The sequence below is a fragment of the Micromonospora sp. CPCC 205546 genome, assembly GCF_036902715.1.
GTDB lineage: Bacteria > Actinomycetota > Actinomycetes > Mycobacteriales > Micromonosporaceae > Micromonospora.
Genome location: NZ_JBAKHL010000019.1, coordinates 22,350 through 48,595 on the forward strand (window position 1 = coordinate 22,350; position 26,246 = coordinate 48,595).

Consider the following 26,246-nt stretch of genomic DNA (forward strand, 5'->3'; position numbering starts at 1 on the left):
AAGATCGGCAGATGCTTGTGTGCGGCAACCATCTGCGGCAGGGGAGGGCGGCGTGGAGACTGACGGTCGCGAACTCGGTGCGAGGCTGTCCGAGCTGGTCCGCAGCGTACGGCTGATCAGGCGGCACCGGGCCGACGTCCGGCCGGCCGTGCCGATCGGCCTGGCCGGCCTCCTGCTGCAGATCGAGAAGCTTCCCGCCGACTGCCACGCCCGGGAGCTGGCGGCCCGCAGCGGGCTCGACCCGTCGACCGTCAGCCGCTCCGTCGCCACGCTCGTCGGCCACGGCCTGGTCGAGCGGCGCGCCGATCCCGCCGACAAGCGGGCCAGCCTGCTGACCGTCACTGCGGCCGGGAAGGCCGCCCTGAGCGACACCTACGACTGGTACGGCCGGATCCTCGACACCGCGCTCGCCGACTGGACCCCGGCGGAGGTGGCGGCGTTCGCCACCGCGATCGGCCGGTTCACCCGCGACATCGAGACCGCCCTCGGACACCACGAAACCCAGGAGGCCGCGCGATGAGCGCACCCACCACCACGGCCGGCGACGCGCCGATGACACACCGGCAGACGCTGGAAGCCCTCAGCGGCCTGCTGCTGGTGCTGTTCGTCGCGATGCTCAGCGGCACCGTCGTCTCGACGGCGCTGCCGAACATCATCGGCGCGTTGGACGGGTCGCAGACCCAGTACACCTGGGTGGTCACCGCCACCCTGCTCACGGCGACCGCGACCACCCCGATCTGGGGCAAGCTCGCCGACCTGTTCAACAAGAAGCTCCTGGTGCAGGTCGCCATCGTCGTCTTCCTGGTGGGCTCGGTGATCGCCGGCTTCGCCCAGACCGCCGGCCAGCTGATCGCCGCCCGCGCGTTCCAGGGCATCGGCGTCGGCGGCCTCCAGGCCCTCGTCCAGGTCGCCATCGCGGCGATGATCCCGCCCCGGGAGCGCGGCCGGTACAACGGCTACCTCGGCGGTGTCATGGCGGTGGCGACGGTCGGCGGCCCGCTGCTGGGCGGGCTCATCGTCGACACGTCCTGGCTCGGTTGGCGCTGGTGCTTCTTCGTCGGGGTCCCCGTCGCCGCCGTCGCGCTGGTCCTGCTGCAGTTCACCCTGCGCCTGCCGACGGTCCGTCGCGAGAACGTGAAGATCGACTACCTGGGGGCCGCCCTGATCGCCGCCGGCGTCAGCGTGCTGCTCATCTGGATCTCCTTCGTCGACGGCTCGTTCGCCTGGGCCTCCTGGCAGACCGCGGTCATGGTGGGCGCAGCGGTCGTGCTGCTCGCCCTGGCCGTCCGGGTGGAGTCCCGGGTCGACGAGCCGGTCGTCCCGCTCGACCTCGTCCGCCAGCGCACCACCGCCCTGGCCATCCTGGGCAGCCTGGCGGTCGGCATGGCGATGTTCGGCGGCGCCGTGTTCCTCGGTCAGTACTTCCAGATCGGGCGCGGCTACAGCCCCACCGAGGCCGGGCTGCTCACCATCCCGATGATGGCCGGCGTCCTCATCTCGTCGATCGTCGCCGGCCGGCTGATCACCAGGACCGGGAAGATCAAGCCGTACATCGTCTTCGGGGCGGTCGTGCTCGTCGTCGGGTTCGCCATGCTCGGCACCATCGACCACGCGACCTCGCTGGTGCTGGTCGGCGCGGCCATGTTCGCCGTCGGCGTGGGCGTCGGCATGACGATGCAGAACCTCGTCCTCGCCGTGCAGAACACCGTCTCACTGCGCGACATCGGGGCGGCCAGCTCGACCGTCGCGTTCTTCCGCTCGCTCGGCGGCACGATCGGCGTCTCGGTGCTCGGCGCGGTCCTCGCCCGGCGGGTCAGCGACCAGATCACCGCCGACCTGGCCGCCGCCGGCGTCCCCACCTCCGGCGACGCGGGAGCCGGCAGCCTCAACCTCGACGCCATGCCCGCGGCGGTCCAGCAGATCGTCCGCGCCGCGTACGGGGACGCCACCGGCCACATCTTCCTCATCTCCGCCGCGATCGCCGTGGTCGGCGTCATCGCCGCGGTCCTGCTGAAGCCGGTCGCCCTGCGCAGCAGCCTGGACCTGCCCGACCCCGCCCGGTCGGCGGCGGTGGCCGCCGACGCGGTCGACGGCGCTCCCGCGATCGACCAGGTGAGCGTGGACGCCGCCGTGCGGGAGGCGCCGGCGCGCCGCTGACGCGGGTCGCCCTGCGGGGAAACGACGTGGGGAGGGACGGTTTCCCGTCCCTCCCCACCGTCGACGGTGTCGTCGTTCAGGACAGGAACTTGTCCAGGGCGGCCTCGATGCTGCCGGAGTCCGGCGCCGCGTACGACTTCATGGTGCTCTTGTTGTACGAGATGAAGCTCGGGCAGCGCGCCGCCGGGGCGGTGACGGTGCCGCCGTCGCCGATCTTCTCGCCGGTCTTCGCGGCGTAGAAGGTCAGCGTGTAGCGCGACGAGATGTAGTCGATGATGACCTGCTTGCCCGCGCTGTCCTTGTACTGGCACTTCTTCGGCGCGCCCTCGCTGCCCTCGACGAACTTCAGGCAGCCGACCACCGACACCGTCTCGAAGTCGGCGCTCTTGGCGTAGTACGGCTTGTCCGAGGAGACCGACTTCGACGACCAGAAGGTCGGCCGGTCGGGGTTGTTCGAGAACGTGTACGCCTTGGCGCCGGACGGGCCGCTGTAGGGGGCCGCGTTCAGGATCTGGCCGCCCTCGCAGACGTTGGACAGGTCGCTGGAGTAGCGGGCGGTCACGGCGTTGTTGCTGGGCTCCTGCGTCTCCTGCTGCCCCGGGGTGGGGGAGGCGTCCGTGCCCGGAGTGCTGCTGGTGCCGCCGTCGGGGGTGGGGCCGGAGCTCGCGACCGTGGTGGGTTCGTCGTCGTCGCCGTTGACGAGGACGAGGCCGATGCCGGCGCCGCAGATGGCGAGGACGAGGACCACCGCGCCGGCGACCAGCCCGATGATCAGGCCCTTGTTCGACTTCTTCGGCGGCGGGAAGGGAGCGCCGAACTGCGGCGCCTGCGCTGGCTGCCCGTACCCCGGGTACCCGCCCTGCTGCGGAGCCGGGGGCCCGCTCCAGGGGGTGACGTTCGGGTCAGGCTGCTGCCCTCCGTACGGAGGGTAACTGTCGCTCATGTGAAGCCCTTATCGCTGTCGACGTGTGCCCAGGCACGGGATCAAGGATCAGGGTAGTGAGCGCCGCAAACCGCGACGATGGGCGCTGAACCCGAGGGGAGGCGCGGTTCACCACCGGCGGCGCCAGGTGTGACTCTGCGTGCGAGTTACGGCTCAGTACGTGTCGAGATGCCCGATCGTCCGGGGCTGCGCGGCGACGCGGATCCGGGCCGCCGGAAGGGAATTCCGTTGTATTGCCCCGGGTGTGGACCGGCGGGGGCGCCGGGTTCGGCAGTGTGACGCATTTCACTTAATTTTCTGCCGAGATGTAGCCGACATTCGGCTATCAGGGCCGCCGGATGCCGGGCCGGGCCCCGCGGGGCGCCGCCGAGGCGCGCCCGGTGCGATCGGCCCGGACGCCGCGGGCGCCCGGGCCGACCGCTTCGGTCCGGCGGGTGGGATGGCCGGATCAGGTGACCGTGCAGCTCACCGGCCCGGCGGTGGTGCCCGCGGAGCTGCTGGCGAGGAAGCCGAACGTGGCCTGCGCGCCGGGGGCGAGGGTGCCGTTCCAGTCGACGTTGCCGGCGGTGACCTCGGGCCCGCTCTGCGTCAACCGGGCGTTCCAGGACTGACTGATCCGCTGGCCGTCCGTGAACGTGAAGCGGACGGTCCATCCGGCGAGCGGTGCGGCACCGGAGTTGCCCACCGTCACCTCGCCCTGGAAGCCGCCCTGCCACCGACCCACCACCCGGTAGCTCGCGGTGCATCCGGCGGCCGGACCGGTGGGTGTCGGCGTGGGGGTCGGGCTGGCGGTGGGTGTCGGGCTGGCGGTGGGCGTCGGCGCGACGCCGTCCAGCGCCTCGGTCAGCGCCGGATACCACCGGTCGGCCATCTTCCGGTCGCCGGAGGCGTTCGGGTGCACGCCGTCGTAGGTGTCGGTGGCCGTGCTGAACCCGGTCCACTGGTCGACCACCACCACCGGCGAGCCCGGGGTGGTGATCGTCGCCGCCCAGCCGTCGATCGCCTCGTTGAGGGCCACCACCCGCTGGCCGCACTCCGGGCAGGTGGGCGGCGCCATCGGGATGATCTTCGCGACGAGGGCCTTCGTCGCCGGGTTGCTGGCCCGCATCTGCGCCACCAGCCGGCCGTACGCCGCGAGGATGGTGGCGGGCGCGACGGCGCTCCACACGTCGTTGGTGCCGAAGTGCATGAGGACGATGTCGGGCCGGGTAGCGGCGAGCCAGCCCGGCAGCAGGTCCTGGTTGGCCACGTCGGTCACCAGGTAGCCGCCGTGCCCCTCGTTGTCGCCGTCGTGGGGCTGGCCGCAGCCCTGGGGGCCGAGCGTGCCGACGAAGTCGACGTCGGTGTGGCCGGTGGACTGGAGGCGGTTCCAGAGCACGGAGCGCCAGCAGCCGGGCGAGCCGGTGATCGAGTCGCCGAGCGGCATCACCCGCACCGGCGCGGCGGGCGACGGCAGGGCGGGGGAGGGGGCGGTGAGCCCGGCGGCGAGGGCGAGGGGGACGGCCGCCAGCGCGGCGACGAGGGCGTGGAGCAGGGGCCTTCGGAGCATGGTGGAGGAACTCCTGTCACAGGTCGAGGTGTGGGGGTGTGACGGCCCGGTGCTCCCACGGACAGTCAACCAGCTGTGTCGACACACCTCAATGGAATCCCGTTTCACGCAAGGCATTCACGAATCTTTTTCCCAACATCGTCCTCACATCGTGAACATCAACAAAATTTACGATCATGAATGCGACCGCTAAGGTTTGGTCATTGTCCAGACCGCCTGCCGGGTGCGCCACCAGCCGCCCGGGGGCCACCACAGTAGGAGGACCGGGAGATGACACTCCCTCGCACTCATCGGCGTACCCTCGCCGCTGCGGCCAGCGTGTTCGCCAGCGCCGCCATGGTCACCACCATGATCGGCGCGCCGGCGGCGGCCTCGGCCACCGGCGAGATCCTCAGCGCCGGTGGCGCGACCGCCGTGGCCGACAGCTACATCGTGGTACTCAAGGACACCAGCGTCGGCGGCCGCGCCGGCACCCGGCAGGGCGCGGTGAAGAGCACCGCCGGCTCGCTCGCCGCCCGCTTCGGTGGCAGCGTCGGTCACGTCTACGGCGACGCGCTCAACGGCTTCGAGGTGAAGCTGTCCGAGCGCGCCGCCAAGCGCCTCGCCGCGCACCCCGCCGTCGACTACGTCGAGCAGAACCACACCGTGTCGCTGGCGGCCACCCAGAACAACCCGCCGTGGGGCCTGGACCGCATCGACCAGCGGCCCCTCCCGCTCAGCCGCACCTACACCTACAACAGCAGCGGCACCGGCGTGACGGCGTACATCATCGACACCGGCATCCGGACCACCCACAACGACTTCGCCGGCCAGGCCGTCGACGGCTACGACGCGATCGACAACGCGCTGCCGGCCGCCGACTGCAACGGCCACGGCACCCACGTCGCGGGCACCGTCGGTGGCAACACCTACGGCGTGGCGAAGAACGTCCGGCTGGTGGGTGTGCGGGTGCTGAACTGCCAGGGCAGCGGCAGCTGGGCGCAGGTCATCGCCGGCATCAACTGGGTGACCTCGAACCACCAGGCCGGTCAGCCGGCGGTGGCGAACATGAGCCTCGGCGGCTCCACCAACGCGTCCCTGAACACCGCGGTGGCGAACTCGATCGCCGACGGCATCACCTACGCGGTGGCCTCCGGCAACTCGAACGCCAACGCCTGCAACTTCTCGCCGGCGTCCGTGCCCACGGCGCTGACCGTCAACGCCTCGCAGAGCAACGACGCGCGGGCCTCGTTCTCCAACTGGGGCACCTGCACCGACATCTTCGCCCCGGGCGTGGGCGTCCTGTCGGCCTGGTACAACAGCAACACCGCCACCAACACCATCAGCGGCACCTCGATGGCCTCGCCGCACGTCGCCGGCGCGGCGGCCCGGGTGCTCAGCGTCAACCCGAGCTGGACGCCCGCCCAGGTGCACTCGTACATCGTCAGCCAGGCCACCACGAACGTGATCACCAACCCGGGCACCGGTTCCCCGAACCGCCTGCTCTACCTGGCTCCCACCTTCTGACCGACACCGTCGGCACACCGGCCCCGGGGCGTGGACGCCCCGGGGCCGGCGCGCGTGCGCCACGTCGACGTGCGTCCATGTTGCGGGGACCGGGGAGGCGCGCCTAGGCTGCCGTGATGGGAGCGCTCCCGGGCCTCGTGGGCAGGGTTGTCCCGCGAGCCTCCCGACCGGACGGCCCGGTTCCGGGCCGCCGGCGTACGAGCTGCCGCACCCGTCCGGGCGGACGTGGCGTCCCGCCGCCCCCGTGCTGCCGCACCCCACCACCGATCGGAAGCGAAGGCACCCCGCATGAAGCTCACACCGCGCCCGTCCCGGCACACGATGCTCATGGCCGGCGCGGTCGGCGCGCTGACCGTCGCCGCCTCGGCCGCCGTGCCGGCCGCCGACGCCCAGGCCGCCACCGGTTGCGCCGTCACCTACGCCACCAGCAGCTGGTCCGGCGGCTTCACCGCCACCATCACCCTCAAGAACCTGGGCGACGCGGTCGACGGATGGACGCTCGGCTTCGCCTTCCCCGACGCCGGCCAGCGGGTCGGCCAGGGCTGGTCGGCGACCTGGAGCCAGAGCGGCGCCGCCGTCGCGGCGCGCAGCGTGAGCTGGAACGGCGCCCTGGCGACCGGCGCGTCGACCAGCATCGGGTTCAACGGCACCTGGAGCGGCGCCAACCCCGCGCCGACCACGTTCACCCTCAACGGGACCGCCTGCACCGGCGCGAGCACGCCGACCACCCCGCCGGCCCCCACCACCCCGCCGCCCACCACCCCGCCACCGACCACCCCGCCGCCCACGACGCCGCCGCCGGGCGGTCAGACGCCGGTGGCGATCAACGGCCAGCTGCGGGTGTGCGGGGTCAACCTGTGCAACCAGTACGGCCGGGCGATCCAGCTGCGCGGCATGAGCACCCACGGGATCCAGTGGTTCGCCCGCTGCTACAACGACGCCTCACTGGACGCGCTGGCCGACGACTGGCGCGCCGACCTGCTGCGGATCGCCATGTACGTCCAGGAGGACGGCTACGAGACCGACCCGCCCGGGTTCACCAACCGGGTCAACGCCCTGGTCGACGAGGCCGAGCAGCGCGGCATGTACGCGCTGATCGACTTCCACACCCTGACCCCGGGCGACCCGACGTACAACCTCGACCGGGCGAAGACCTTCTTCGCGGCCGTCTCCGCGCGCAACGCCGCCAAGAAGAACGTCATCTACGAGATCGCCAACGAGCCCAACGGTGTCAGCTGGGCGACCATCAAGAGCTACGCCGAGCAGGTCATCCCGGTCATCCGGGCCAACGACCCGGACGCGGTGGTCGTGGTCGGCACCCGCGGCTGGTCCTCGCTGGGCGTCTCCGACGGCTCGAACGCCAACGAGGTCATCGCCAACCCGGTGAACGCGGCCAACGTCATGTACACGTTCCACTTCTACGCCGCGTCCCACAAGGACAACTACCGGGCCGAGGTGGAGCGCGCCGCCGCGCGGCTGCCGCTGTTCGTCACCGAGTTCGGCACGGTGGACTACACCGGTGACGGCGGGGTCGACGTCGCCAGCAGCAACGCCTGGCTCGACCTGCTGGACCGGCTGAAGATCAGCTACGCGAACTGGACCTACTCGGACAAGGCCGAGGGCAGCGCCGCCCTGCGGCCGGGCACCTGCGCCGGCAGCACCTACACCGGCCCGAACGTGCTCACCCAGTCGGGCGCCCTGATGCGGGACCGGATCCGTACGCCGGACAACTTCCCCACCGCCTGATCCCGTTCCCGCGAGGCCCCGCCGCACCCGGCGGGGCCTCGCCGTGCCCGTCCCGCACGACGGCCGCCAGCGCCCGCACCAACCCGCACGCGGCGATCACCAGGCTTAAGGCGGTGGCGACCTCCCGGCGGGCCCGGCCGTAGCCGGCCCACCGCAGGAATGAGGGGGAGCGCTGATCTACGTCGGCTACGGCTACCGCCGGTCGGCGCTGTCCCGGCGCAGCCCGTCCGGTCCCTCCGGCTCGTCCGGTCCGTCGGGGCGCTCCGGGCCGGCCGGGCGGTAGCCGAGGGCGGGCGGGAAGGCCAGCAGCAACGCCATCCCGAGGCCGGCGAGCACCCCGGACAGCGAGTTGAGCACGTCGGAATCGGCGCTGTTGATGGCGGTGTTGCCGGCCAGCGCCGTCAGCGGCGCGCCCGGGTTGAGCGGCAGGGTGCCGATGACCACGATCAGCAGCATCGCGTACGGGCCGAGCAGTGCCGCCAGGGCGGCGAGGGCGTGCCACCGCCAGACCGGCCGCCCGCCCGGCCAGTCCCAGGCCACCAGGGTGACCCCGGTCAGCAGCACCGCGCCGAGCAGCACTCCGGGCAGGATCCGCGAGCCGGGCGGCACCGCCCGCACCAGCAGGACGGCGGCGGCGGCCGCCGCGCCGATCCCGACCGCCAGCCGCTGCCGGGCCGGGTGCCACCTCGGGGCCGCCGCCAGCGCGCAACCGAGGGTCAGGGCGAGCAGCAGCAGGCTCGTGACGACAGCTGCCCGGTTCAGTTCCGGCTCCCGGTCGGTTGGTGACTCGATGCCCGCGGCGATCAGCACCGACACTCCGGTGACGCAGGCGGTGGCGACCAGCGCCCGCCGATCGCGGCCACCGCGATGCCGGCGTACGGCGAGGGCGGCGGCACCGGCGACGGCCGCGCAGCCGGCGACGGCGAGCAGAACGGTGAAACCCGCGCCGGTGGGGTCGACCCGGTCCACGGCCACGTCGACGGCCATCCACGCGCCGCCCAGCAGCACCGCCGGAACGCTCCACCGGCGGTTGCCGCCACCGGCCAGCACGAGCCCCGCCACCGCCCCGACGATCGCGACGAAGCGCAGGTCGCGGGCCCAGTAGGCGTTGTTGCCGCGCAGCGCCTCGGGCCACGGCCCCACCTGCTCTGTCAGCGGTTGCAGGACGGTCATCCCGAGCGCCCAGAGCACCGCAGCGACCGCAGCGAGGAGGAGTCCGGCAGGACGTACGCGCATGGCCCGCACCCTAGCCGGCCGTCCCCCGACCGGCGGCCCCGTGTCTTCGGTGACGGTCTCGATGACCGAGCGCTCGACATCGAACTGAGAATTCACGCTGGAACGCCTGCACCGCTCGATCCGCTAGTGCACGGCGGGCCCCGCACCGGCCTGGTGCGGGGGCCGCCGGCTGATCGGCCTCCGGTTCGCAGGCCCCCTCAGCGGAGTAGCTCAAGTCCGACGACTTCTTCCTGGGCGCCGAACGGGCGGTCTACGGCGTCACGGAGCGCCGCGTCAGCGAGGACTTCGTCAAGCTCGCTGCGGACCGGCGCAGCCGGCCGGTCGCAGCGCACTCTCAGGCGGGTACGGCGTGGTCCGACTCGAACCGGTCCCGGGTCAGGAACGCCAGCTGGGCCCGCTTGTCGGGCATGTCGATCTCGTCGGCGAAGGTGAAGCCCTCCCGCCGCAGCCGCTCCAGCGCGCGCTCGTTGCGCACGTCGGGCTCGACGACGATCCGCAGCCGGGTTGGGTCGGCGAACAGGAAGCGGGCGAGGGCGGGGCCGATGGCGGTGGTGAGGCCCTTCGGCGGGCGCCTGCCGGGGGCGAGCAGCAGGTGCATCCCGACGTCGCCGGGTCGCACGGTGTAACGCTCGCCGACCGGGTCCGCCTCCGGCTGGTAGGTCTGGAACAGCCCGATCGGCGCGCCGTCGAGCATGATCAGGTACGCGTGGTGGGTGTCGAGGCCGTCGACGAACTCGTAGATCTCCCGCACCTCGTCGACCGAGTGCGAACCCATGCCCCAGAACGCCGCCCGGGGCTCGGTCACCCAGCTGTGCACGAGCTCCGCGTGGGTCTCCGGGTTCAGCGCGACGAGCGACAGCTCGCCGAATCCGGGGATGCTCTCCTTGTATGTCACGGTGTCGCGTCTCCTGGTTCTCGGGTCAGTTCTCGCCAGTCGGTGACCACCGGAACCAGCTCGCCGGCGGCCCAGAGTGGCAGTTGATCGGTGAAGTGCGGGTCGCCGGGGCGCCCGGACGCGCCGAAGGGGACGATCCAGCGGCTCTGCGCGCGGTCGGTCAGGTCCCACACGTAGCGGGCCACCGGGCCCCGCCAGCACGCGTCGGACACGCCGGGCACGCTCGACGTGGCCAGCACGCAGTCGGCGTCGCCGCCCAGCGCGACCCGCTCGCGCATGCCGCGTACCGCCTCGTCGACGGCCGCCGCCACGCCGAGGTGGACGGGGTGCAGCACGTGCCGCCGGCCCCACGGCCCCGGCGGGTCGCCCGCCGCCACGTCCTCGAGCGCCCCGACCGCCACGGGGCCGATCTCGCCGCCGAGGCGGTGCAGCCCGGCGGCCACCGAGTCCAGGGCGTGGCCGATGCGCGACAGCGGGTCGGTCCACGGCGCGAAGAGGCCGTCGAACGCGCTCGGGGCGTCGCGCAGCGGGCGCAGGCACGGGTGCTCGTACAGCCGGCGGGCCAGGGCCGCGCGCCAGGCCGCCCAGGCGCCGGCGTCGGCGCTGTCGGCCCGCATGTGCCCGTCCCACGCGGTCAGCCGGTCCCGCAGACGCCGCGCCGGCGCGCTGAGCCCGCCGGGGTCGACCCGGGCCAGCACGCCCCGCAGCGTCGCGGCCTCCAGCCGGGTGTCCACGTGTACGGCCTGCGCCGGGACGCCGTGGGCGAGCAGGGCGCGGATGCGGCGGGCCCGGTCCGGCGGGGCGAAGCCGGTGCCGAGGTCCGTCACGTCGGGGCGGCGGTCGTTGGCGCAGACCGCGAAGCCGTCGACGGCGGTGCGGCGCGGCCCGGCGTAGCGGCCGTCCCAGCCGTAGCGTGGATCGTCGCCGGGCACCGGCTCCCGGCGGCACCGGTCGTCGCGCAGCGGGACGAGGCCGGCGACGAGCTGGTGCACCGCCCCGTGCCGGTCGGCGACCAGCACGCTGTTGACCGGCTCGACCCAGTCGCGCAGCGCGTCGGCGACGTCGTCGGCACTGCGGGCGCGCAGCAGCGGCAGCAGCGCCTCGAAGCCCAGGCGCTGCTCGACCCGGCTCGGGGTGCGCAGGCTGATCGCCTCGCCGGTGCCCCGGTCGTGGTCGACGACCGGCCCGCGCGGCGTCTCGATCACCTCGACGGACTCCGGCTCGCCGCCGCGGACCTCGATCCGCTCGACGTGCCGGTGCGCCGGTGCCCAGCCGTCCGCCTCGCGGACCAGGACCCGGTCGCCGTCGCGGCGCAGCTGCTCGCGGTAGAGGTCCTGGTAGTCGGCCATCGCGTTGGTGACGGCCCAGGCGACGTCGCCGGCGTGTCCGAAGTGGGGCAGGCCGGGGACCCCGGGGAAGGCGAAGCCGACCACGTCGAACTCGGGGCAGGCGAGGCGCACCTGCTGGTAGATGCCGGGCAGTTCGAGGATGCGGTGCGGGTCACCGGCGATGACCGGGGCCCGCCCGGTGCCGGGGTCGCCGGGCACCGCCCAGGCGTTGCTGCCCGACCCGCCGGGGCCCTCGGTGGCGAACAGGTCGGTCGCGGCCGGGCCGAGGGTGGCGGCGACGTGGGCGTGCCACAGCTTGTTGGGGAAGGTGGAGAAGAGCACGTGCTGGACGAGGAAGACGCCCAGCGGAGACCACGGCCGCCACCTGCCCGGGGCGCAGCCGAGCGTCGCGAACTCGGGTGTCGCGGCGGCGCCCTCGGCGAGCCCCTCGTTGACCCCGTCCACATAGGCGGTGACCCACCGCCGGGTGGCGGGAGCGAGCCGCTCGAAGCAACGCCGGGCGGTGTCGTCGAGGCGCGCCCGGCGGGCGAAGGAGTCCCAGCCCAGCTCGGCCGGGCCGACGTGCTCGGCGAGCCGGCCCTCCGAGCGCCACCGCTCCACTTCGATCTGCCAGGCGCGGTCGGTGGCGGCGACCCGCCCCTGCAACCGGGCGAGCCCGTCGACGCTGCCGGCGCGCAGGTGCGGGATCCCCCACCGGTCGCGATGGATGCCGGTCATCGTCGCGCCTCGCGGATGAGCGGCCGTCCCACCTGCCACAGGAATGTCAACTTAGGCTACCCTCCCCTAACTGAGGCCGACCTTACCTGGAGGGGTGCGTGAAGCGAAACTGGGAAGCCCTGGTGCTCAAGGCGATGGGTGGCCGCGAATTCCGGCTGACCGTGCTCGGCACCGAGGCCGTCGGCGAGCACTACCGTCGACTGCGCATGGACGGCGGCGGGCTGCTGGAGGCGTGCGGCGTGCACCCCACCATGTGGGTGCGGCTGTGGTTCGACAACGACGGCAAGCCGCACCAGCGCGCGTACACGCTCGTCGACCCGGACCCGGCGACCGGCCGGTTCGACCTGGAGTTCGCCATCCACGACGGGTGCGCCGCCCGCTGGGCCGCCGCCGCGCAGGTCGGCGACACCATCGACGCGACCGTGCAGGGCACCGAGTTCAGCCTGCCGGACCCCGCCCCGCGGCACCTCTACCTGGTCGGCGACGCCGCCTCGCTCCCGGCGGTCAACAGCCTGCTCGCCGCGGCCCCCGACACCCCGGCGACGGTGTGGCTGGAGTACGCCCACGAGGGCGAGAAGGAGCTGGCGCCGCGCGCCGCGGCCACGCACGACGTCAACTGGGTGCCGCGCCGCGACGACGGGCGGCACCTGGTCGAGACCGTCTGCGCGGCCCTGCCCGCCGCCGAGGACGCCCACTACTGGGTGGCCTGCGAGGCGGCCAGCACGCGCGGCATCACCAAGCACGTCCGGCGGACCCTGGGCGTCGGCAAGCACCAGCTCACCTCGCTGGCCTACTGGAGCGCCAGGTGAGGGGTCGGCTCGGTACGCTCACCGCGCTCTACGTCACGCAGTATCTCGGCATCGGCTTCATCACCGTCGGGCTGACCGCGATCCTGCGCGACGGCGGCACCTCCCTCGACACGCTGGCGCTGCTGCAGTTCGTCGGCCTGGTCTGGCCGATCAAGTTCCTCTGGGCGCCCGTCATCGACCGGTACGGCTCCCGGCGCCGGGGCCACTACCGGTCCTGGCTGCTGGTGCTCCAGGCCGGCCTGGTGCTGGCCCTGCTGGCCCTGCTGCCGTTCGACAGCCCCGCCGGGCAGCTCGGCCCGGTCGTCGCGATCTGCGTCGCGTACGTGTTCCTCTCCGCGACGCAGGACATCGCCGTCGACGCCGTGGCCGTACGGCTGCTCGCCGAGCGCTCGCGGGGGACCGGCAACGGCATCCAGGTCGCCGCGAGCTACGTCGGCAACCTGCTCGGCGGCGGCGCCTGCGTGGTCGTCTACGACCGGTTCGGCTGGGAGCCGGCGATCCTGCTGCTCGCCGCCCTGACCGCCGTCGGCCTGCTGGTGGTGTGGCGGTTCCGGGAACCGGAGCGCACCGACCGCGTCGCCAGCGCCGGGCAGGCGTACCGGGCGCTGCTGTCGGTGCTCGGCCAGCCCGGCTGCCGCTGGTGGACCTTCGGCGTGGTGCCGCTGGTCTACATCGGCGCCGGCGCGACGTACGCCCTCGTGACGCCGGCCCTGGTGGACGCGGGCTGGTCGCTGGCGCGCATCGGCGTGGTCACCGGCGTGGTGATCAGCCTGCCGGCCATCGTGGCCGGTCTGGTCGCGGGCGCCGCGATCGGCCGCTTCGGCCGCGCGCGCGTGCTCGTCGCCGGGGGCGTGGCGCTCGCGCTCTCCACGGTGCTGCTGCTGCCGTTGATGAACGGCCGGGCCCCGCTCGGCGCGACGGTCGCCGCGCTCTGCTGCTTCATGGCCGCCTACACGATCGCCAACGTGGTGCTCTACACGGTCAACATGGACTACTCGCGGCCCGGCACGGGCGGCACGGACTTCACGGTGCTGTCGTCGTTCGGGCTGGTCTGCTCGTTCGTGGCGGCCTCGATCGCGCTGGCCGCGGCCGACGTGTTCGGCTATCCGGCGGTGGCGGTGGCCTCCGTCGTCCTGGTGGCGCTCGGCGTGGCGCTGGGCCTCGCGCACCAGCGGCGGTTCCGGCGGCCGCCCGAGGTGGCGTCGGGCGGGCGCGAGTTGGCGAAGCTGCCCGGCTGAGCGACACCGCCCACATCGGAGCACCGATGTTGACACCCGATTAGGTTAGGGTAACCTAATCTAGCTCGATCACGGACTGCGGGCGGATGGTCACGTCCCGACGTCCCCGCCCCACCGTCCACTCCCGACCGTTGAGGACCCGCATGAGCCTGCCCGGACCCGCCGTCCAGGTGCCTTCGACCGGGGTGATCCCCGCCTCCGACGGCGCCCGCGCCCATCTCTTCACCGCCGGCACGGTGCAGGACTACCGGCGCGTGCTGGCCGAGGGGATCGGCCGGGTCGCGACCCGGATGGCCGAGGTGGACCGCCCGTTCACCGGCGTGACGCCGGACGAGCTGGCGCCGCGGATCGCCGGCATCGACCTGGACCGGCCGCTGGGCGACAGCGGGGCCGCGCTCGACGAACTGCACGACGTCTACCTGCGCGACGCCGTCTACTTCCACCACCCCCGCTACCTGGCGCACCTCAACTGCCCGGTGGTGATCCCCGCGCTGCTCGGGGAGGCGGTGCTCAGCGCCGTCAACTCCTCGCTGGACACCTGGGACCAGAGCGCCGGCGGCACCCTCATCGAACGCCGGCTCATCGACTGGACCGCCGACCGGATCGGCCTCGGACCGGCGGCCGACGGCATCTTCACCAGCGGCGGGACCCAGTCCAACCTCCAGGCGATGCTGCTCGCCCGCGAGGAGACCTGCGCCAAGCTCGTCGGCCGGGCGACCGAGCGGCAGTCCCGCCCGGAGCTGCTGTCCCGACTGCGCATCCTCACCTCGACGGCCGGCCACTTCAGCGTGCAGAAGGCGGCCAAGCTGCTCGGCCTCGGCGCCGACGCCGTCGTCACCGTGCCCACCGACGCCGACCGGCGGATGCGCACGGCCGACCTGGCCCGGGAGATCGCCCGGTGCCGGGAGGAGGGGCTGGTGGTGATGGCCGTCGTCGCCACCGGCGGCACCACCGACTTCGGCACCATCGACCCGCTGCCGCAGATCGCCGACATCTGCGCCGCCGCCGGCGTCTGGCTGCACGTCGACGCCGCGTACGGCTGCGGACTGCTGGTGTCGCCGACCCGCCGGCACCTGCTCGACGGCATCGAACGGGCCGACTCGGTCACCGTCGACTACCACAAGTCGTTCTTCCAGCCGGTCAGCTCCAGCGCGCTGCTGGTGCGCGACCGGCGCGTCCTGCGCCACGCCACCTGGCACGCCGACTACCTCAACCCGGCGCGCATGGTCGAGCAGCGCATCCCCAACCAGGTCGACAAGAGCATCCAGACCACCCGCCGCTTCGACGCCCTCAAGCTGTGGCTGACCCTGCGGATCATGGGACCGGACGCGATCGGCGCGCTCTTCGACGAGGTGGTCGACCGCGCCGCCGCCGCCTGGCAGATGCTCACCGAGGATCCGCGCTTCGAGGTGGTGACCCGGTCGCAGCTGAGCACCGTGGTCTTCCGCTACCTGCCGACCGCCGCCGGCCGGGAGGTCGTCGACGACGCCAACCTCTACGCCCGCGAGGCGCTGGCGGCCTCCGGCGCCGGCCTCGTCGCCGGAACCAAGGTCGACGGCGCGCACTATCTCAAGTTCACCCTGCTCAACCCCGAGACCACGCTGGACGACATCGCCCACGTCCTCGACCTCATCGCCGAACACGCCGGCTGGTACGCGCAGACCAGGGTCACCGCCGAGCTGTCCTGCCCCGTCGGCTGACGATCCGCCCCCCGCTCTGGAGAACCGCATGTCGACGCACGACTTCATCGCCGTCGGGCTGGGCCCGTACAACCTGGGCCTGGCCTGCCTGACCGAGCCGATCGACGAGCTCGACGGAATCTTCCTGGAGGCGCGCGACAGCTTCAGCTGGCATCCCGGGATGCTGCTGGAGTCGACCCGGCTCCAGACGCCCTTCATCGCCGACCTGGTCACGCTCGCCGACCCGACCTCGCCGTACTCCTTCCTGAGCTATCTCAAGGAATCCGGCCGGCTGTACCCGTTCTACATCCGGGAGAGCTTCTTCCCCCTGCGCAGCGAGTACGACGACTACTGCCGCTGGGCCGCCGGCAAGCTGCGCAGCGTCCGGTTCGGCCAGCACGTCACCGCCGTCGGGTTCGACCCGGCCGACGAGCACTACACCGTGCGGGCCACGGTCACGGCCACGGGGGAGTCGGTCACCTACCGGGCCCGGCACCTGGTGCTCGGCACCGGCACCCCGCCGTTCGTGCCGGACGCCTGCGCGGGGCTCGGCGGCGACGCGATCCACAACTCGCGGTACCTGGAGCACCGGACGGCGCTGCGGGCGAAGCGGAGCATCACCGTGATCGGCAGCGGGCAGAGCGCGGCCGAGATCTACCACGACCTGCTCGCCGACATCGACTCGCACGACTACCAGCTCAACTGGGTGACCCGCTCGCCCCGGTTCTTCCCCCTCGAGTACACCAAGCTCACCCTCGAGATGACCTCGCCGGACTACGTGGACTACTTCCACGCCCTGCCGGAGCCCACCCGCTACCGGCTGGAGTCCGAGCAGAAGGGGCTGTTCAAGGGCATCAACTCCGACCTGATCAACGATATCTACGACCTGCTCTACGCCAAGAGCATCCCCGGGCCGGTCCGCACCCGGCTGCTGACCAACACCGCGCTGAGCACCGCCGCCTTCGACGAGTCCAGCGGGACGTACACGCTGGGCCTGCGCCACGTCGAGCAGGAGCGCGACTTCACCCTCGACACCGAGGGGCTGGTGCTGGCCACCGGCTACCACTACCGCGTCCCGGAGTTCCTGGCGCCGGTGCGCGACCGGATCCGCTGGGACGCGCACGGGCGCTTCGACGTGGCCCGCAACTACAGCATCGACCACACCGGCCGGGGCATCTTCCTGCAGAACGCCGGCACCCACACGCACAGCGTCACCTCGCCCGACCTGGGCATGGGCCCGTACCGCAACTCGTGGATCATCCGGGAGTTGCTGGGCCGCGAGCACTACCCGATCGAGAAGGGCATCGCCTTCCAGGAGTTCGGCGTGCCGGCCGGGGCCGCGTCGTGACCGAGGTGGTCCACCGCCGCGTCGACGACCGGCTCGGCGAGTTCGCCCTGCGTACGCTCGACCCGGACGCCGACGCGCCGCTGCTGCACCGCTGGGTGACCCACCCGAAGGCCGCGTTCTGGCTCATGCAGGACGCCGACGTGGCCCGGGTCGCCGAGGAGTACCGGCGCATCGCCGCGCACCCGCACCACGGTGCGTTCCTCGGCCTGCACGAGGGCCGGCCGGCCTTCCTCGCCGAGCGGTACGACCCCGCCCACGTCGAACTCGTCGGCCTGCACGACGCGGCCGACGGCGACGTCGGGATGCACTTCCTCTGCGCGCCCGCCGAGGTGCCCGTGCACGGCTTCACCCTGGCGGTGATCACCACCGTGATGGCGTGGCTCTTCGCCGACCCGGCCACCCGGCGGGTCGTCGTGGAGCCCGACGTGCGCAACACGGCGGTGCACGCGCTCAACGCGGCCGTCGGCTTCACCGTGGTCGGCCCGATCCGCAAGCCCGAGAAGGACGCGCTGCTCAGCGTCTGCACCCGTGACCAGTTCCACGCCGCAACCCGAGGAGACGTGCCCGCGTGAACCCGCTCGCATCCGTGGCCCACCTGACGCCCGCGAACTGGGCCCAGGCCAACCGGCTGCTGGTCCGCAAGGCGCTGGCCGAGTTCGCCCATGAGCGGCTCCTCGCCCCGCAGCCCGTGCCCGCCGGGCCGGCCGGCGCGCCCTCGCCCGCCGGCGCGGCCGCCGGGGAGCGGCGCTACCAGGTGCGCGGCGACGACGGCGAGACCGTCTACCGGTTCACCGCGAGCCTGCTGGCCCTCGACCACTGGCGCATCGACGCCGACAGCGTCACCCGCCACCGGGGCGACACCGAACTGCCGCTGGATGCCCTGGAGTTCTTCCTCGATCTGCGCGGCGCGCTCGGCCTCACCGACCAGATCCTCCCCGTCTACCTGGAGGAGATCAGCTCCACGCTGGCGAGCACCGCGTACAAGCTCGGCAAGCCGGCGATCGGCGCGGCCGACCTCGTCGACGCGGACTTCCAGGACATCGAGACGCAGATGACCGAGGGCCACCCGGGCTTCGTCGCGAACAACGGCCGCATCGGCTTCGGCATCCACGAATACCACGCGTACGCCCCGGAGGCCGGCAACCGGCTGCGGCTGCTCTGGCTGGCCGCCCACCGCGACCGGACGACCTTCACCTGCGCCGCCGACCTCGACTACGACACCCTGCTGCGCACCGAGCTCGGCGACGACACCCTCGCCGGTTTCGCGGACACGCTGACCGGGCTCGGCCTCGACCCGGCCGACTACCTGCTCATCCCGGTGCACCCGTGGCAGTGGTGGAACAAGATCTCCGTCACCTTCGCCGCCGAGGTGGCGCAGCGCCGGCTGGTCTGCCTCGGACCCGGCCCCGACGAGTACCTCGCCCAGCAGTCCATCCGCACCTTCTTCAACGTCACCGACCCGTCGCGGCACTACGTGAAGACGGCGCTGTCCGTGCTGAACATGGGCTTCATGCGGGGACTGTCCGCCGCGTACATGGAGGCGACCCCGGCCATCAACGACTGGCTCGCCGACCTCATCGACGGCGACGAGGTCCTCAGGGGCACCGGACTGACGATCATCCGCGAGCGGGCCGCCGTCGGGTACCGGCACCTGGAGTACGAGGCGGCCACCGACCGGTACTCCCCGTACCGCAAGATGCTCGCCGCCCTGTGGCGGGAGAGCCCGGTGCCCACCCTGGAGCCGGGCCGGCGGCTGGCCACCATGGCGTCGCTGCTGCACACCGACCGCGACGGCCGCTCGTTCGCCGCCGCGCTGATCGCCCGCTCGGGACAGCCGCCGCAGGCCTGGCTGCGCCGCTACCTCGACGCCTACCTCACCCCGCTGCTGCACAGCTTCTACGCCCACGACCTGGCCTTCATGCCGCACGGCGAGAACGTCATCCTCGTGCTGAACGACGCGACGGTCGAGCGGGCGATCTTCAAGGACATCGCCGAGGAGATCGTGGTGATGGATCCGGACGCCGACCTGCCCCCGCAGGTCCGACGGATCAGGGCCGAGGTGCCGGAGGACATGAAGCTGCTGTCCATCTTCACCGACGTCTTCGACGGCTTCCTGCGCTACCTCAGCGCGCTCCTCGTCACCGAGGACGTCCTGGACGAGGAGACCTTCTGGCGGACGGTCGCCGAGTGCGCCGCCGACTACGCCGACAGCGTCCCGCACCTCGCCGAGCGGCTGCGGCGCTACGACCTGTTCGCCCCGGAGTTCGCCCTGTCCTGCCTGAACCGGCTCCAGCTGCGCAACAACCAGCAGATGGTCGACCTGGCCGACCCGTCGGCCGCGTTGCAGCTGGTGGGCACCCTGGCCAACCCCATCGCCCGCTTCGCCCCGGCCGGATGACGACCACGATCGAGCGGGCCGCCGGGGCACCGGCCGGCGGCGCGGACGCCCGGGTACGCGGCCGGTGGCTGATCCTCGCCGTGCTCTGCCTCGCCCAGGTCACCGTGGTGCTCGACAACACGGTGCTGACCGTCGCGATCCCCGTGCTGACGACCGAGCTGGCCGCCACCACCGCCGACGTGCAGTGGATGATCAACGCGTACGCGCTGGTCCAGTGCGGACTGCTGCTCACCGCGGGCAGTGCCGCCGACCGGTACGGCCGCCGCCGGATGCTGCTGGCCGGCCTCGTGCTGTTCGGGCTCGGCTCGCTGGCCGCGGGGCTCGCCGGGTCCAGCGGCCAGCTGATCGCGGCCCGGGCCGGCATGGGCATCGGCGGCGCGCTGCTGGTCACCGCCACCCTCGCGGTGGCGATGCAGGTCTTCGACGGCGCCGAGCGGACCCGGGCGATCGGCCTCTGGGCGGCGGCGAGCGCCCTGGGGTTCGCGGCCGGGCCGCCGTTCGGCGGGCTCGTCCTCGCGCACCTGCCGTGGGGCGCGATCTTCCTGGTCAACGTCCCGATCGTGCTGGTCTGCCTGGTGGCGGCGTGGGCGCTGGTGCCGGAGTCGCGCCAGCCGGCGCCCGGCCGCCTCGACCTGGGCGGGGTGGCGCTCTCCACGGCCGGCCTGACCGGGGTCGTCTACGCGATCATCGCCGGGCCGGAGCAGGGCTGGGGCGCCGTACCGGTGCTCGGCGCGGCGATCGTCGGGGTGCTCCTGCTCGCCGCCTTCGTGGCCTGGGAGCGGCGGGTCGCCGACCCCATGCTGGACATGCACTTCTTCCGCAACCCCCGCTTCGTGGGCGCGGTCTCCGGGGTCGTCCTGATCACCTTCGGCGCCACGGGCGCGCTGTTCCTGCTGACCCAGCACCTGCAGTTCGTACGCGGCTACCCGGCCTGGGAGGCGGGGCTGCGGATGATGCCGTTCGCGCTCTCCATCGTCCTGCTGAACGTGGGCGGGGTCGCCGCCCTGGTGATCCGCCGGCTCGGACTGGCGTGGTCGATCGCGCTCGGCATGACGCTGCTCGCCGGCGGTCTGGCCCTGATCACCCACGCCCCGACGGACGGCTACGGCGTGCTGCTGTCGGGCCTGCTGGTGATGGGTGCCGGCTGCGCCGTGGCCAACCCGGCCATCGTGGAGGCCGTGATGAGCGCGATCCCGCCGGAGAAGGCCGGGGCCGGCGCCGGGGTGGACGGCACCATGACGGAGGTCGGCAGCAGCCTCGGCATCGCCGTGCTGGGCGCGATTCTCAACGCCCGGTTCGCCGCCCTGCTGCCCGCCGCCGTGGCCGGCGCGGGGTCCTTCCCCGCCGCGCTGGCCGCCGCGCGGACGGAGTCGGAGCGCGCGCTCGTCTCCGACGCGTTCCGCTCCGCCCTGGAGACCGGCCAGACGGTCGGCGCGGTGGCCGTCTTCGCGGGTGGCTGTGTGGCCGCCGCGCTGCTGCGCCGGGCCGAGCGAATCGGCTGACGCGGGGCCGACGATCGCCGACGCCTCCGCGCGGACCGGCCGGGGGTGGGGCCGGGCGACCACCGCCCGATCGCCGAGGCCTCCGCGCGGACCGGCCGCGCCGGGCGGTGGTGGCGCGTCGGCGTCAGGCCCGGCGCAGCGTCCGCAACGCGCCGGCCCAGGCGACCACCTCGTCGAGCATGGTGCCGAGGGCCTGCTCGTGGTGCGCGGCCGGCCGGAAGTCGCGGTAGTTGACGAAGTCGGTCGTGAGGGAGAGCGCGACCTGGGACCGGACGTCGGCGACCCCGACCTGACCGAGCACCAGCCGTAGGTGCTCGGCGGCCCGGGTGCCGCCGTGCACGCCGTAGCTGACGAGACCGGCGGAGGCGTGCCGCCACTCCTGGAACAGGAAGTCGACGGCGTCCTTCAGCGCGCCGGGGATGGAGTGGTTGTACTCCGGGGTGACGAAGACGAAGCCGTCGAAACCGGCGACGGTCGAGGCCCAGCGGCGTACGGCGGGGCGTCGCGACGGCGCCATCGACGGCGGCAGCACCTCGTCGAAGTGCGGCAGGGCGTAGTCGGCGATGTCGACCAGCTCGGCCGTGGCGTCGCTCCGCCTGCCGGCGACGTCGGTCACCCAGCGGGCCACGGCGTCGGCCTTGCGCCCGGGCCGCGTGCTGCCGACGATGACACCGATCCTGACCATGGCTGATCTCCTTTGTCAGATGGGGACGGAAGGCGGGCAGACCGGCGTGCCGGTCAGGTCGCGGGCCAGCTCCACCGCGCCGTGCAGGGACGAGGACGCGCCGAGGGTGGCGGCCCGCACCGGCGGCGCCGGCCGTCCGGGCCGGCCGGCCCGGCGGGCCCGCTCGGCGGCGAGCGGCACGAATCCGGGGAGGGGGGCGGCGGAGGCGCCGCCCCCCCTCGCCCCCGCCGGGTCCAGCAGTTCGCCGAGGCTGACCACGGCCGCCGCCAGCGCGCGGCAGCTCGCGTCGACGGCCGCCACCGCCCAGGGCCGTCGCTCGTCGAGCCCCGCCCGCAGGTCGTCGAAGCTCACCTCGCCGCCGCGGCCGACGGCGGCCCGGCGCAGGGTGGCGGGCCCGGACGCGATCGACTGCAGACAACCGCGCCGGCCGCAGTCGCAACGCTCGCCGTCGAGGGCGACGACCATGTGACCGATCTCGGCGGAGGACCGGCCGGGCACCGACCGCCCGGCCAGCACCACGCCGCCGCCGATCCCGGTGCCGACGCCGAGGTAGACCACGTCGTCCGCGTCGGCGCGGCGGGCCTCGGCCAGGGCCGCGAGGTCACCGTCGTCGGCGACGGCGGTCGCCGCGTCGGGGAAGAGGCGCCGCAGTGCGCCCGCGAGGTCGAGCCCCGCCCAGCCGGGCCGCCCGGGCCAGGTGGTGACGGTGCCCGCCGCGTCGGTGGTCGCGGGCATCGCCACCCCGACCGCGCCCACCGGCCCCCACCCGTCGCGCAGCCGGTCCACCTCGGCGGAGAGAACCGCCAGGTCCGCCGCCGGGTCCGCGCCGTGCGGCCAGCGGAACGTCCGGTCGTACGGCGGGCGTCCGGGCGCCTCGGCGCGCAGCGCGACCTTGGTGCCGCCGACGTCGACGCCCAGCACACCGGCGGGTCGATGCGGACCGGACACGCGGTGGCCTCAGCCCTGCCGCACGTGCAGGTAGACGAGCGCGAGGGCGGCCACGGCGAAGATGACCGGCGTCAGGGTCATCGGGGCCGGGTCCTTCGCGCGGGCGTGGTAGACCACCGCACCCACCATCTGCAGGGCCAGACCGATCGCCGCCGCGATGCCCAGCGGCGGCCAGAGCAGGCCGAGCAGCAGCCCGGCGACCGCGGCGAGTTCCAGCACCCCGAGCAGCCGCGTCAGCCCGGGTGGGACACCGAGGTGGTCCATCCGCTCGCGCATCTGCGCCTGCCCGGTGAGCTTCGGCACGGCGGTGCCGAGGAACACCGCGGCGAGGATGAGGGTCAGGACGAGGACGGGAATGTGCACGTGAGGTCCTTGGGGGAGAGTCGGGACGTGCGGACGACCGTACCGCTGCCGGGTCGGCGCCGACGGCACCGGACGGCGGGGTGTCCGGTCGTCACCGGACGGTCGCGACGAGGGCGCGGGCGGCCAGTCGGTAGCCCAGCGACCCGAGCCCGACGATGACGCCGCTGGCCAGCGGGGCGATCACCGAGTCGTGTCGGAAGCTCTCCCGGGCCCAGACGTTGGACAGGTGCACCTCGACGAAGGGCCGGGGATAGTTGGCCAGCGCGTCGCGCAGGCTCCAGCCCGCGATCATCAGCGCGCCGGGATTGACGATGGCGCCCACCGTGTCGTAGCTGTTCTGGATCGCGCGGATCAGGGCGCCCTCGCAGTCGTGCTGCTCGGCCACCACCGTCCAGCCCCGGGCGGCGACCTCCTCGCCGACCGCGCGTTCGATGTCCTCCAGGGTGTCGGTGCCGTAGATCTCCGGTTCCCGCCGGCCGAGGATGCCCAGGTTCGGGCCGTTCAGCAGCAGCACGTCCGACACGCTTCACCTCGCGGGGCACGGCCCTGTCCCGACAAGGCCCGATGACTGGTCCACCGCAGTCTTACTACGCCCTCGGCGTCGGGCGAACCGGCGACGGCCGACGCACGGGCGGACTAAGGGGTGGCTAGGGGCTGTTAGGGGCGGTGACCGTGCGTCCGTGTCGGTTACCGTCCTCCCTGCTGAAGCGACGCCGCCGGCTCCAACGGAAGCGTCACCTACCTCGAACCGGCCATCCGGCGCCCCGGTGTGCCCGCGACCGCGCACCGGCGGTCCCGGGTCGTCCCGCCCGATGGTCCGGCGAAGCCCCTGGTCTGCCCGAGTTGGGAAGTGGGAAGTCATGAGTGGTCAGCCCTCGACGGTGTCGGAGTTCCCCGAGTGGCCGCAGTTCGGCGACGAGGAGCGGACCGGACTGATCCGCGCCCTGGAACAGGGGCAGTGGTGGCGGATGGGCGGCAGCGAGGTCGACTCCTTCGAGCGGGAGTTCGGTGACTACCACGGCACGCCCCACGCGCTGGCCGTCACGAACGGCACCCACGCCCTGGAGGTCGCCCTGGAGGTGCTCGGCGTCGGACCGGGCACCGAGGTGATCGTCCCGGCGTTCACGTTCATCTCGTCCTCGCTGGCCGCCCAGCGCCTCGGCGCGGTCGCCGTGCCGGTCGACGTCGACCTGGACACCTACTGCGTCGACCCGGCCGCCGTCGAGGCCGCGATCACGCCTCGTACCAAGGTCGTCATGCCGGTGCACATGGCCGGCCAGTTCGCCGACATGGACGCGCTGGACAAGCTCGCCGCCGACGCCGGGGTGGCGGTGCTGCAGGACGCGGCGCATGCCCACGGCGCGCAGTGGCAGGGCAAGCGGGCCGGCGCGCTCGGCTCCGTGGCCGCGTTCAGCTTCCAGAACGGCAAGCTGATGACCGCCGGCGAGGGCGGGGCGGTCGTCTTCCCCGACGAGGAGCTGCGCGAGCGGGCGTTCCTCGTGCACAGCTGCGGCCGGCCCCGCACCGACCGGGACTACCTGCACGGCACCACCGGCTCGAACTACCGGATGGGCGAGTTCACCGCCGCCGTGCTGCGTGCCCAGCTGTCCCGCCTGGACGGGCAGATCGCGCTGCGCGAGCAGCGCTGGCCGCTGCTGTCGAGCCTGCTCGCCGAGATCCCCGGCGTGGTACCGCAGACCACCGACCCGCGTACCGACCGCAACCCGCACTACATGGCGATGTTCCGGGTTCCCGGCATCACCATCGAGCGCCGCCGCGCCGTGGTGGACGCGCTCATCGCCCGGGGCGTCCCGGCGTTCGTGGCGTTCCGGGCGATCTACCGGTGCGAGGGCTTCTGGAAGGCCGGCGCCCCCGACGAGTCGGTCGAGGCGATCGCCGCCCGCTGCCCCAACGTCGAGCAGATCCACTCCGACTGCATCTGGCTGCACCACCGCACCCTGCTCGGCACGGAGCAGCAGATGCACGACATCGCCGCCGTGCTCGCCGACGTCCTCGCCGGATGACCGCCCTGCCCCCGGCCGTCGCGCCCGCCCGAGCGGTGCGGGTCGCGGTGGTCGGCCTCGGGTGGGCCGGGCGGGAGATCTGGCTGCCCCGGCTCGCCGCGCACCCGGGCTTCGAGGTGACCGCCGTGGTCGACCCGGAGTCCGGCGTACGCGACCGGGCCCGCGAGGCGCACCACGTCCCGTCCGCGTACGCCGACGTCGACGACCTGCCGGCCGGGGCGGTGGACCTGGCGGTTGTCGCCGTGCCGAACCACCTGCACGCCGCCGTCGCCGTCCGGCTGCTGCGCCGGGGCGTACCGGTGTTCCTGGAGAAGCCGGTCTGCCTGACCTCCGCCGAGGCGACCCTGCTGGCCGACGCCGAACGCGACGGTGGCGCGGTGCTGCTGGCCGGCAGCGCCGCCCGCTACCGGGCCGACATCCGGGCGCTGGCCGCCGTGGCCGACGAGCTGGGCCCGATCCGACACGTCGACGTGGCCTGGGTCCGTGCCCGGGGGGTGCCCGACGCGGGTGGTTGGTTCACCCGCCGCGACCTCTCCGGCGGGGGCGCGCTGGTGGACCTCGGCTGGCACCTGCTCGACACGGTGCTGCCGATGCTCGGCCCGAGCCTGGTCACCCACGCCATCGGCAGCGTCTCCGACGACTTCGTCAACGACAGCGCCGCCCACGCCGCCTGGCGCAGCGACGCCGGCGCCCGTGGCGGTGCCCGTGGGGACGTCGAGGACACCGCGCGGGGCTTCCTGGTCACCGCCGAGGGGGCCTCGGTCGCCCTGCACGCCTGCTGGGCCTCGCACGAGTCGCTGGACCGCACCACCGTCACCGTGCACGGCGCCGCCGGGTCGGCGACGCTGCGTTGCACGTTCGGCTTCAGCCCCAACCGCGAGCCGACGCCGGTGCTGACGCGTACCCGCGACGGCGAGACCGTCCGGTTGCCGCTGCCCGAGGAGCCGATCGGCGCCGAGTACGACCACCAGCTCGACGCCCTGCCGGGGCTGCTCGCCGACCCGACCGGTCGGGGCGCGGCCGTCGCCGAGGCGCGCCGGACCATCGACATCATCGAACGGATCTACCAGTCCGCCCGGCCCACCCGGCCGGAGCGGCAGCACGCGTTGGCGGGCCATCGCGACCGGTGAGAACCACCGTCGGCCCCACCGTCT

At 73.4% G+C, this 26,246-nt stretch carries 22 protein-coding genes; 13 read left to right on the top strand and 9 right to left on the bottom strand.

The window, feature by feature from the left end; genetic code table 11:
* Nucleotides 1-52 precede the first annotated feature (52 nt).
* Complete coding sequence (locus tag V6U77_RS12055) at nt 53-520, top strand: MarR family winged helix-turn-helix transcriptional regulator (protein WP_334606365.1); 468 nt, start codon at nt 53-55, stop codon at nt 518-520.
* Nucleotides 517-2,157, top strand: a complete 1,641-nt coding sequence (locus tag V6U77_RS12060) for an MDR family MFS transporter (protein WP_334606366.1) — start codon at nt 517-519, stop codon at nt 2,155-2,157. Before V6U77_RS12055 ends, V6U77_RS12060 begins: the two co-directional genes overlap by 4 nt.
* Nucleotides 2,158-2,233: 76 nt before the next feature.
* On the opposite strand, the gene V6U77_RS12065 is transcribed toward V6U77_RS12060, so the two are convergent.
* Together V6U77_RS12065 and V6U77_RS12070 are read right to left on the bottom strand one after the other, a co-directional pair.
* Nucleotides 2,234-3,100 (bottom strand): hypothetical protein, encoded by an 867-nt coding sequence (locus V6U77_RS12065; protein ID WP_334606367.1) that lies wholly within the window; start codon nt 3,098-3,100, stop codon nt 2,234-2,236.
* 448 nt (nt 3,101-3,548) lie between these two features.
* Nucleotides 3,549-4,649: a cellulose binding domain-containing protein gene (locus V6U77_RS12070; RefSeq protein ID WP_334606368.1), complete on the bottom strand. Its 1,101-nt coding sequence runs from the start codon at nt 4,647-4,649 to the stop codon at nt 3,549-3,551.
* A 270-nt stretch (nt 4,650-4,919) separates the two neighbouring features.
* Between V6U77_RS12070 and V6U77_RS12075 the strand changes: the two genes are divergently transcribed.
* On the top strand, nt 4,920-6,155 hold the full coding sequence (locus V6U77_RS12075; RefSeq protein ID WP_334606369.1) for a S8 family peptidase: 1,236 nt from the start codon (nt 4,920-4,922) through the stop codon (nt 6,153-6,155).
* Between the two features lie 288 nt (nt 6,156-6,443).
* The gene (locus V6U77_RS12080; protein WP_334606370.1) at nt 6,444-7,901 is read left to right on the top strand and encodes a cellulase family glycosylhydrolase; all 1,458 of its coding nucleotides are present in this window, start codon (nt 6,444-6,446) and stop codon (nt 7,899-7,901) included.
* Nucleotides 7,902-8,093: 192 nt separating this feature from the next.
* Here the strand turns inward: V6U77_RS12080 and V6U77_RS12085 are convergent, their stop codons facing one another.
* The 3 genes from V6U77_RS12085 to V6U77_RS12095 all read right to left on the bottom strand — a co-directional run bounded on the left by V6U77_RS12085 (nt 8,094) and on the right by V6U77_RS12095 (nt 12,098).
* On the bottom strand, nt 8,094-9,137 hold the full coding sequence (locus tag V6U77_RS12085; protein WP_334606371.1) for a hypothetical protein: 1,044 nt from the start codon (nt 9,135-9,137) through the stop codon (nt 8,094-8,096).
* 334 nt (nt 9,138-9,471) lie between these two features.
* A complete protein-coding gene (locus tag V6U77_RS12090) occupies nt 9,472-10,032 on the bottom strand; it encodes a GNAT family N-acetyltransferase (RefSeq protein ID WP_334606372.1) in 561 nt (186 codons plus the stop codon).
* Entirely contained in the window at nt 10,029-12,098 is a 2,070-nt protein-coding gene (locus V6U77_RS12095) for a penicillin acylase family protein (protein ID WP_334606373.1), read from the bottom strand. Before V6U77_RS12095 ends, V6U77_RS12090 begins: the two co-directional genes overlap by 4 nt.
* A 98-nt stretch (nt 12,099-12,196) precedes the next feature.
* On the opposite strand from V6U77_RS12095, the gene V6U77_RS12100 reads away from it, so the two are divergent.
* The 7 genes from V6U77_RS12100 (at nt 12,197) to V6U77_RS12130 (ending at nt 21,072) form a co-directional block, all read left to right on the top strand.
* A complete protein-coding gene (locus V6U77_RS12100) occupies nt 12,197-12,907 on the top strand; it encodes a siderophore-interacting protein (protein WP_334606374.1) in 711 nt (236 codons plus the stop codon).
* Complete coding sequence (locus tag V6U77_RS12105; RefSeq protein ID WP_334606375.1) at nt 12,904-14,145, top strand: MFS transporter; 1,242 nt, start codon at nt 12,904-12,906, stop codon at nt 14,143-14,145. Before V6U77_RS12100 ends, V6U77_RS12105 begins: the two co-directional genes overlap by 4 nt.
* Before the next feature lie 143 nt (nt 14,146-14,288).
* Nucleotides 14,289-15,845, top strand: a complete 1,557-nt coding sequence (locus V6U77_RS12110; RefSeq protein ID WP_334606376.1) for a pyridoxal phosphate-dependent decarboxylase family protein — start codon at nt 14,289-14,291, stop codon at nt 15,843-15,845.
* Nucleotides 15,846-15,873: 28 nt separating this feature from the next.
* Nucleotides 15,874-17,172: a lysine N(6)-hydroxylase/L-ornithine N(5)-oxygenase family protein gene (locus V6U77_RS12115; RefSeq protein WP_334606377.1), complete on the top strand. Its 1,299-nt coding sequence runs from the start codon at nt 15,874-15,876 to the stop codon at nt 17,170-17,172.
* A gap of 5 nt (nt 17,173-17,177) precedes the next feature.
* Nucleotides 17,178-17,744 (top strand): GNAT family N-acetyltransferase, encoded by a 567-nt coding sequence (locus V6U77_RS12120; RefSeq protein WP_334606390.1) that lies wholly within the window; start codon nt 17,178-17,180, stop codon nt 17,742-17,744.
* Nucleotides 17,741-19,570, top strand: coding sequence for an IucA/IucC family protein (locus V6U77_RS12125; RefSeq protein WP_334606378.1), 1,830 nt, complete (start codon nt 17,741-17,743; stop codon nt 19,568-19,570). Before V6U77_RS12120 ends, V6U77_RS12125 begins: the two co-directional genes overlap by 4 nt.
* Nucleotides 19,567-21,072, top strand: a complete 1,506-nt coding sequence (locus V6U77_RS12130) for an MFS transporter (RefSeq protein WP_334606379.1) — start codon at nt 19,567-19,569, stop codon at nt 21,070-21,072. Before V6U77_RS12125 ends, V6U77_RS12130 begins: the two co-directional genes overlap by 4 nt.
* 124 nt (nt 21,073-21,196) lie before the next feature.
* Here V6U77_RS12130 and V6U77_RS12135 read toward each other — a convergent pair whose 3' ends face one another.
* The 4 genes from V6U77_RS12135 to V6U77_RS12150 form a co-directional block, all read right to left on the bottom strand.
* Nucleotides 21,197-21,757 carry an NADPH-dependent FMN reductase gene (locus tag V6U77_RS12135; RefSeq protein WP_334606380.1) on the bottom strand — a complete coding sequence of 187 codons (561 nt, stop codon included), beginning with the start codon at nt 21,755-21,757 and terminating at the stop codon, nt 21,197-21,199.
* 15 nt (nt 21,758-21,772) lie between these two features.
* Nucleotides 21,773-22,705, bottom strand: coding sequence for an ROK family protein (locus V6U77_RS12140; protein ID WP_334606381.1), 933 nt, complete (start codon nt 22,703-22,705; stop codon nt 21,773-21,775).
* A 9-nt stretch (nt 22,706-22,714) separates the two neighbouring features.
* The gene (locus V6U77_RS12145) at nt 22,715-23,068 is read right to left on the bottom strand and encodes a DoxX family protein (RefSeq protein WP_334606382.1); all 354 of its coding nucleotides are present in this window, start codon (nt 23,066-23,068) and stop codon (nt 22,715-22,717) included.
* Between the two features lie 91 nt (nt 23,069-23,159).
* Nucleotides 23,160-23,591, bottom strand: a complete 432-nt coding sequence (locus V6U77_RS12150) for a type II 3-dehydroquinate dehydratase (protein ID WP_334606383.1) — start codon at nt 23,589-23,591, stop codon at nt 23,160-23,162.
* Nucleotides 23,592-23,928: 337 nt separating this feature from the next.
* On the opposite strand from V6U77_RS12150, the gene V6U77_RS12155 reads away from it, so the two are divergent.
* Both V6U77_RS12155 and V6U77_RS12160 read left to right on the top strand, forming a co-directional pair.
* Nucleotides 23,929-25,092 (top strand): DegT/DnrJ/EryC1/StrS family aminotransferase, encoded by a 1,164-nt coding sequence (locus tag V6U77_RS12155; RefSeq protein WP_334606384.1) that lies wholly within the window; start codon nt 23,929-23,931, stop codon nt 25,090-25,092.
* On the top strand, nt 25,089-26,222 hold the full coding sequence (locus V6U77_RS12160; protein ID WP_334606385.1) for a Gfo/Idh/MocA family protein: 1,134 nt from the start codon (nt 25,089-25,091) through the stop codon (nt 26,220-26,222). The genes V6U77_RS12155 and V6U77_RS12160 overlap by 4 nt, the downstream gene beginning before the upstream one ends.
* Nucleotides 26,223-26,246: the final 24 nt, after the last annotated feature.

Bases quoted from the DNA above. Each gene is read 5' to 3' on its own strand.
- V6U77_RS12060 (WP_334606366.1), top strand. From the start codon at position 517: ATGAGCGCACCCACCACCACGGCCGGCGACGCGCCGATGACACACCGG.
- V6U77_RS12065 (WP_334606367.1), bottom strand. From the start codon at position 3,100: ATGAGCGACAGTTACCCTCCGTACGGAGGGCAGCAGCCTGACCCGAAC.
- V6U77_RS12070 (WP_334606368.1), bottom strand. From the start codon at position 4,649: ATGCTCCGAAGGCCCCTGCTCCACGCCCTCGTCGCCGCGCTGGCGGCC.
- V6U77_RS12075 (WP_334606369.1), top strand. From the start codon at position 4,920: ATGACACTCCCTCGCACTCATCGGCGTACCCTCGCCGCTGCGGCCAGC.
- V6U77_RS12080 (WP_334606370.1), top strand. From the start codon at position 6,444: ATGAAGCTCACACCGCGCCCGTCCCGGCACACGATGCTCATGGCCGGC.
- V6U77_RS12085 (WP_334606371.1), bottom strand. From the start codon at position 9,137: ATGCGCGTACGTCCTGCCGGACTCCTCCTCGCTGCGGTCGCTGCGGTG.
- V6U77_RS12095 (WP_334606373.1), bottom strand. From the start codon at position 12,098: ATGACCGGCATCCATCGCGACCGGTGGGGGATCCCGCACCTGCGCGCC.
- V6U77_RS12110 (WP_334606376.1), top strand. From the start codon at position 14,289: ATGAGCCTGCCCGGACCCGCCGTCCAGGTGCCTTCGACCGGGGTGATC.
- V6U77_RS12115 (WP_334606377.1), top strand. From the start codon at position 15,874: ATGTCGACGCACGACTTCATCGCCGTCGGGCTGGGCCCGTACAACCTG.
- V6U77_RS12130 (WP_334606379.1), top strand. From the start codon at position 19,567: ATGACGACCACGATCGAGCGGGCCGCCGGGGCACCGGCCGGCGGCGCG.
- V6U77_RS12135 (WP_334606380.1), bottom strand. From the start codon at position 21,757: ATGGTCAGGATCGGTGTCATCGTCGGCAGCACGCGGCCCGGGCGCAAG.
- V6U77_RS12155 (WP_334606384.1), top strand. From the start codon at position 23,929: ATGAGTGGTCAGCCCTCGACGGTGTCGGAGTTCCCCGAGTGGCCGCAG.
- V6U77_RS12160 (WP_334606385.1), top strand. From the start codon at position 25,089: ATGACCGCCCTGCCCCCGGCCGTCGCGCCCGCCCGAGCGGTGCGGGTC.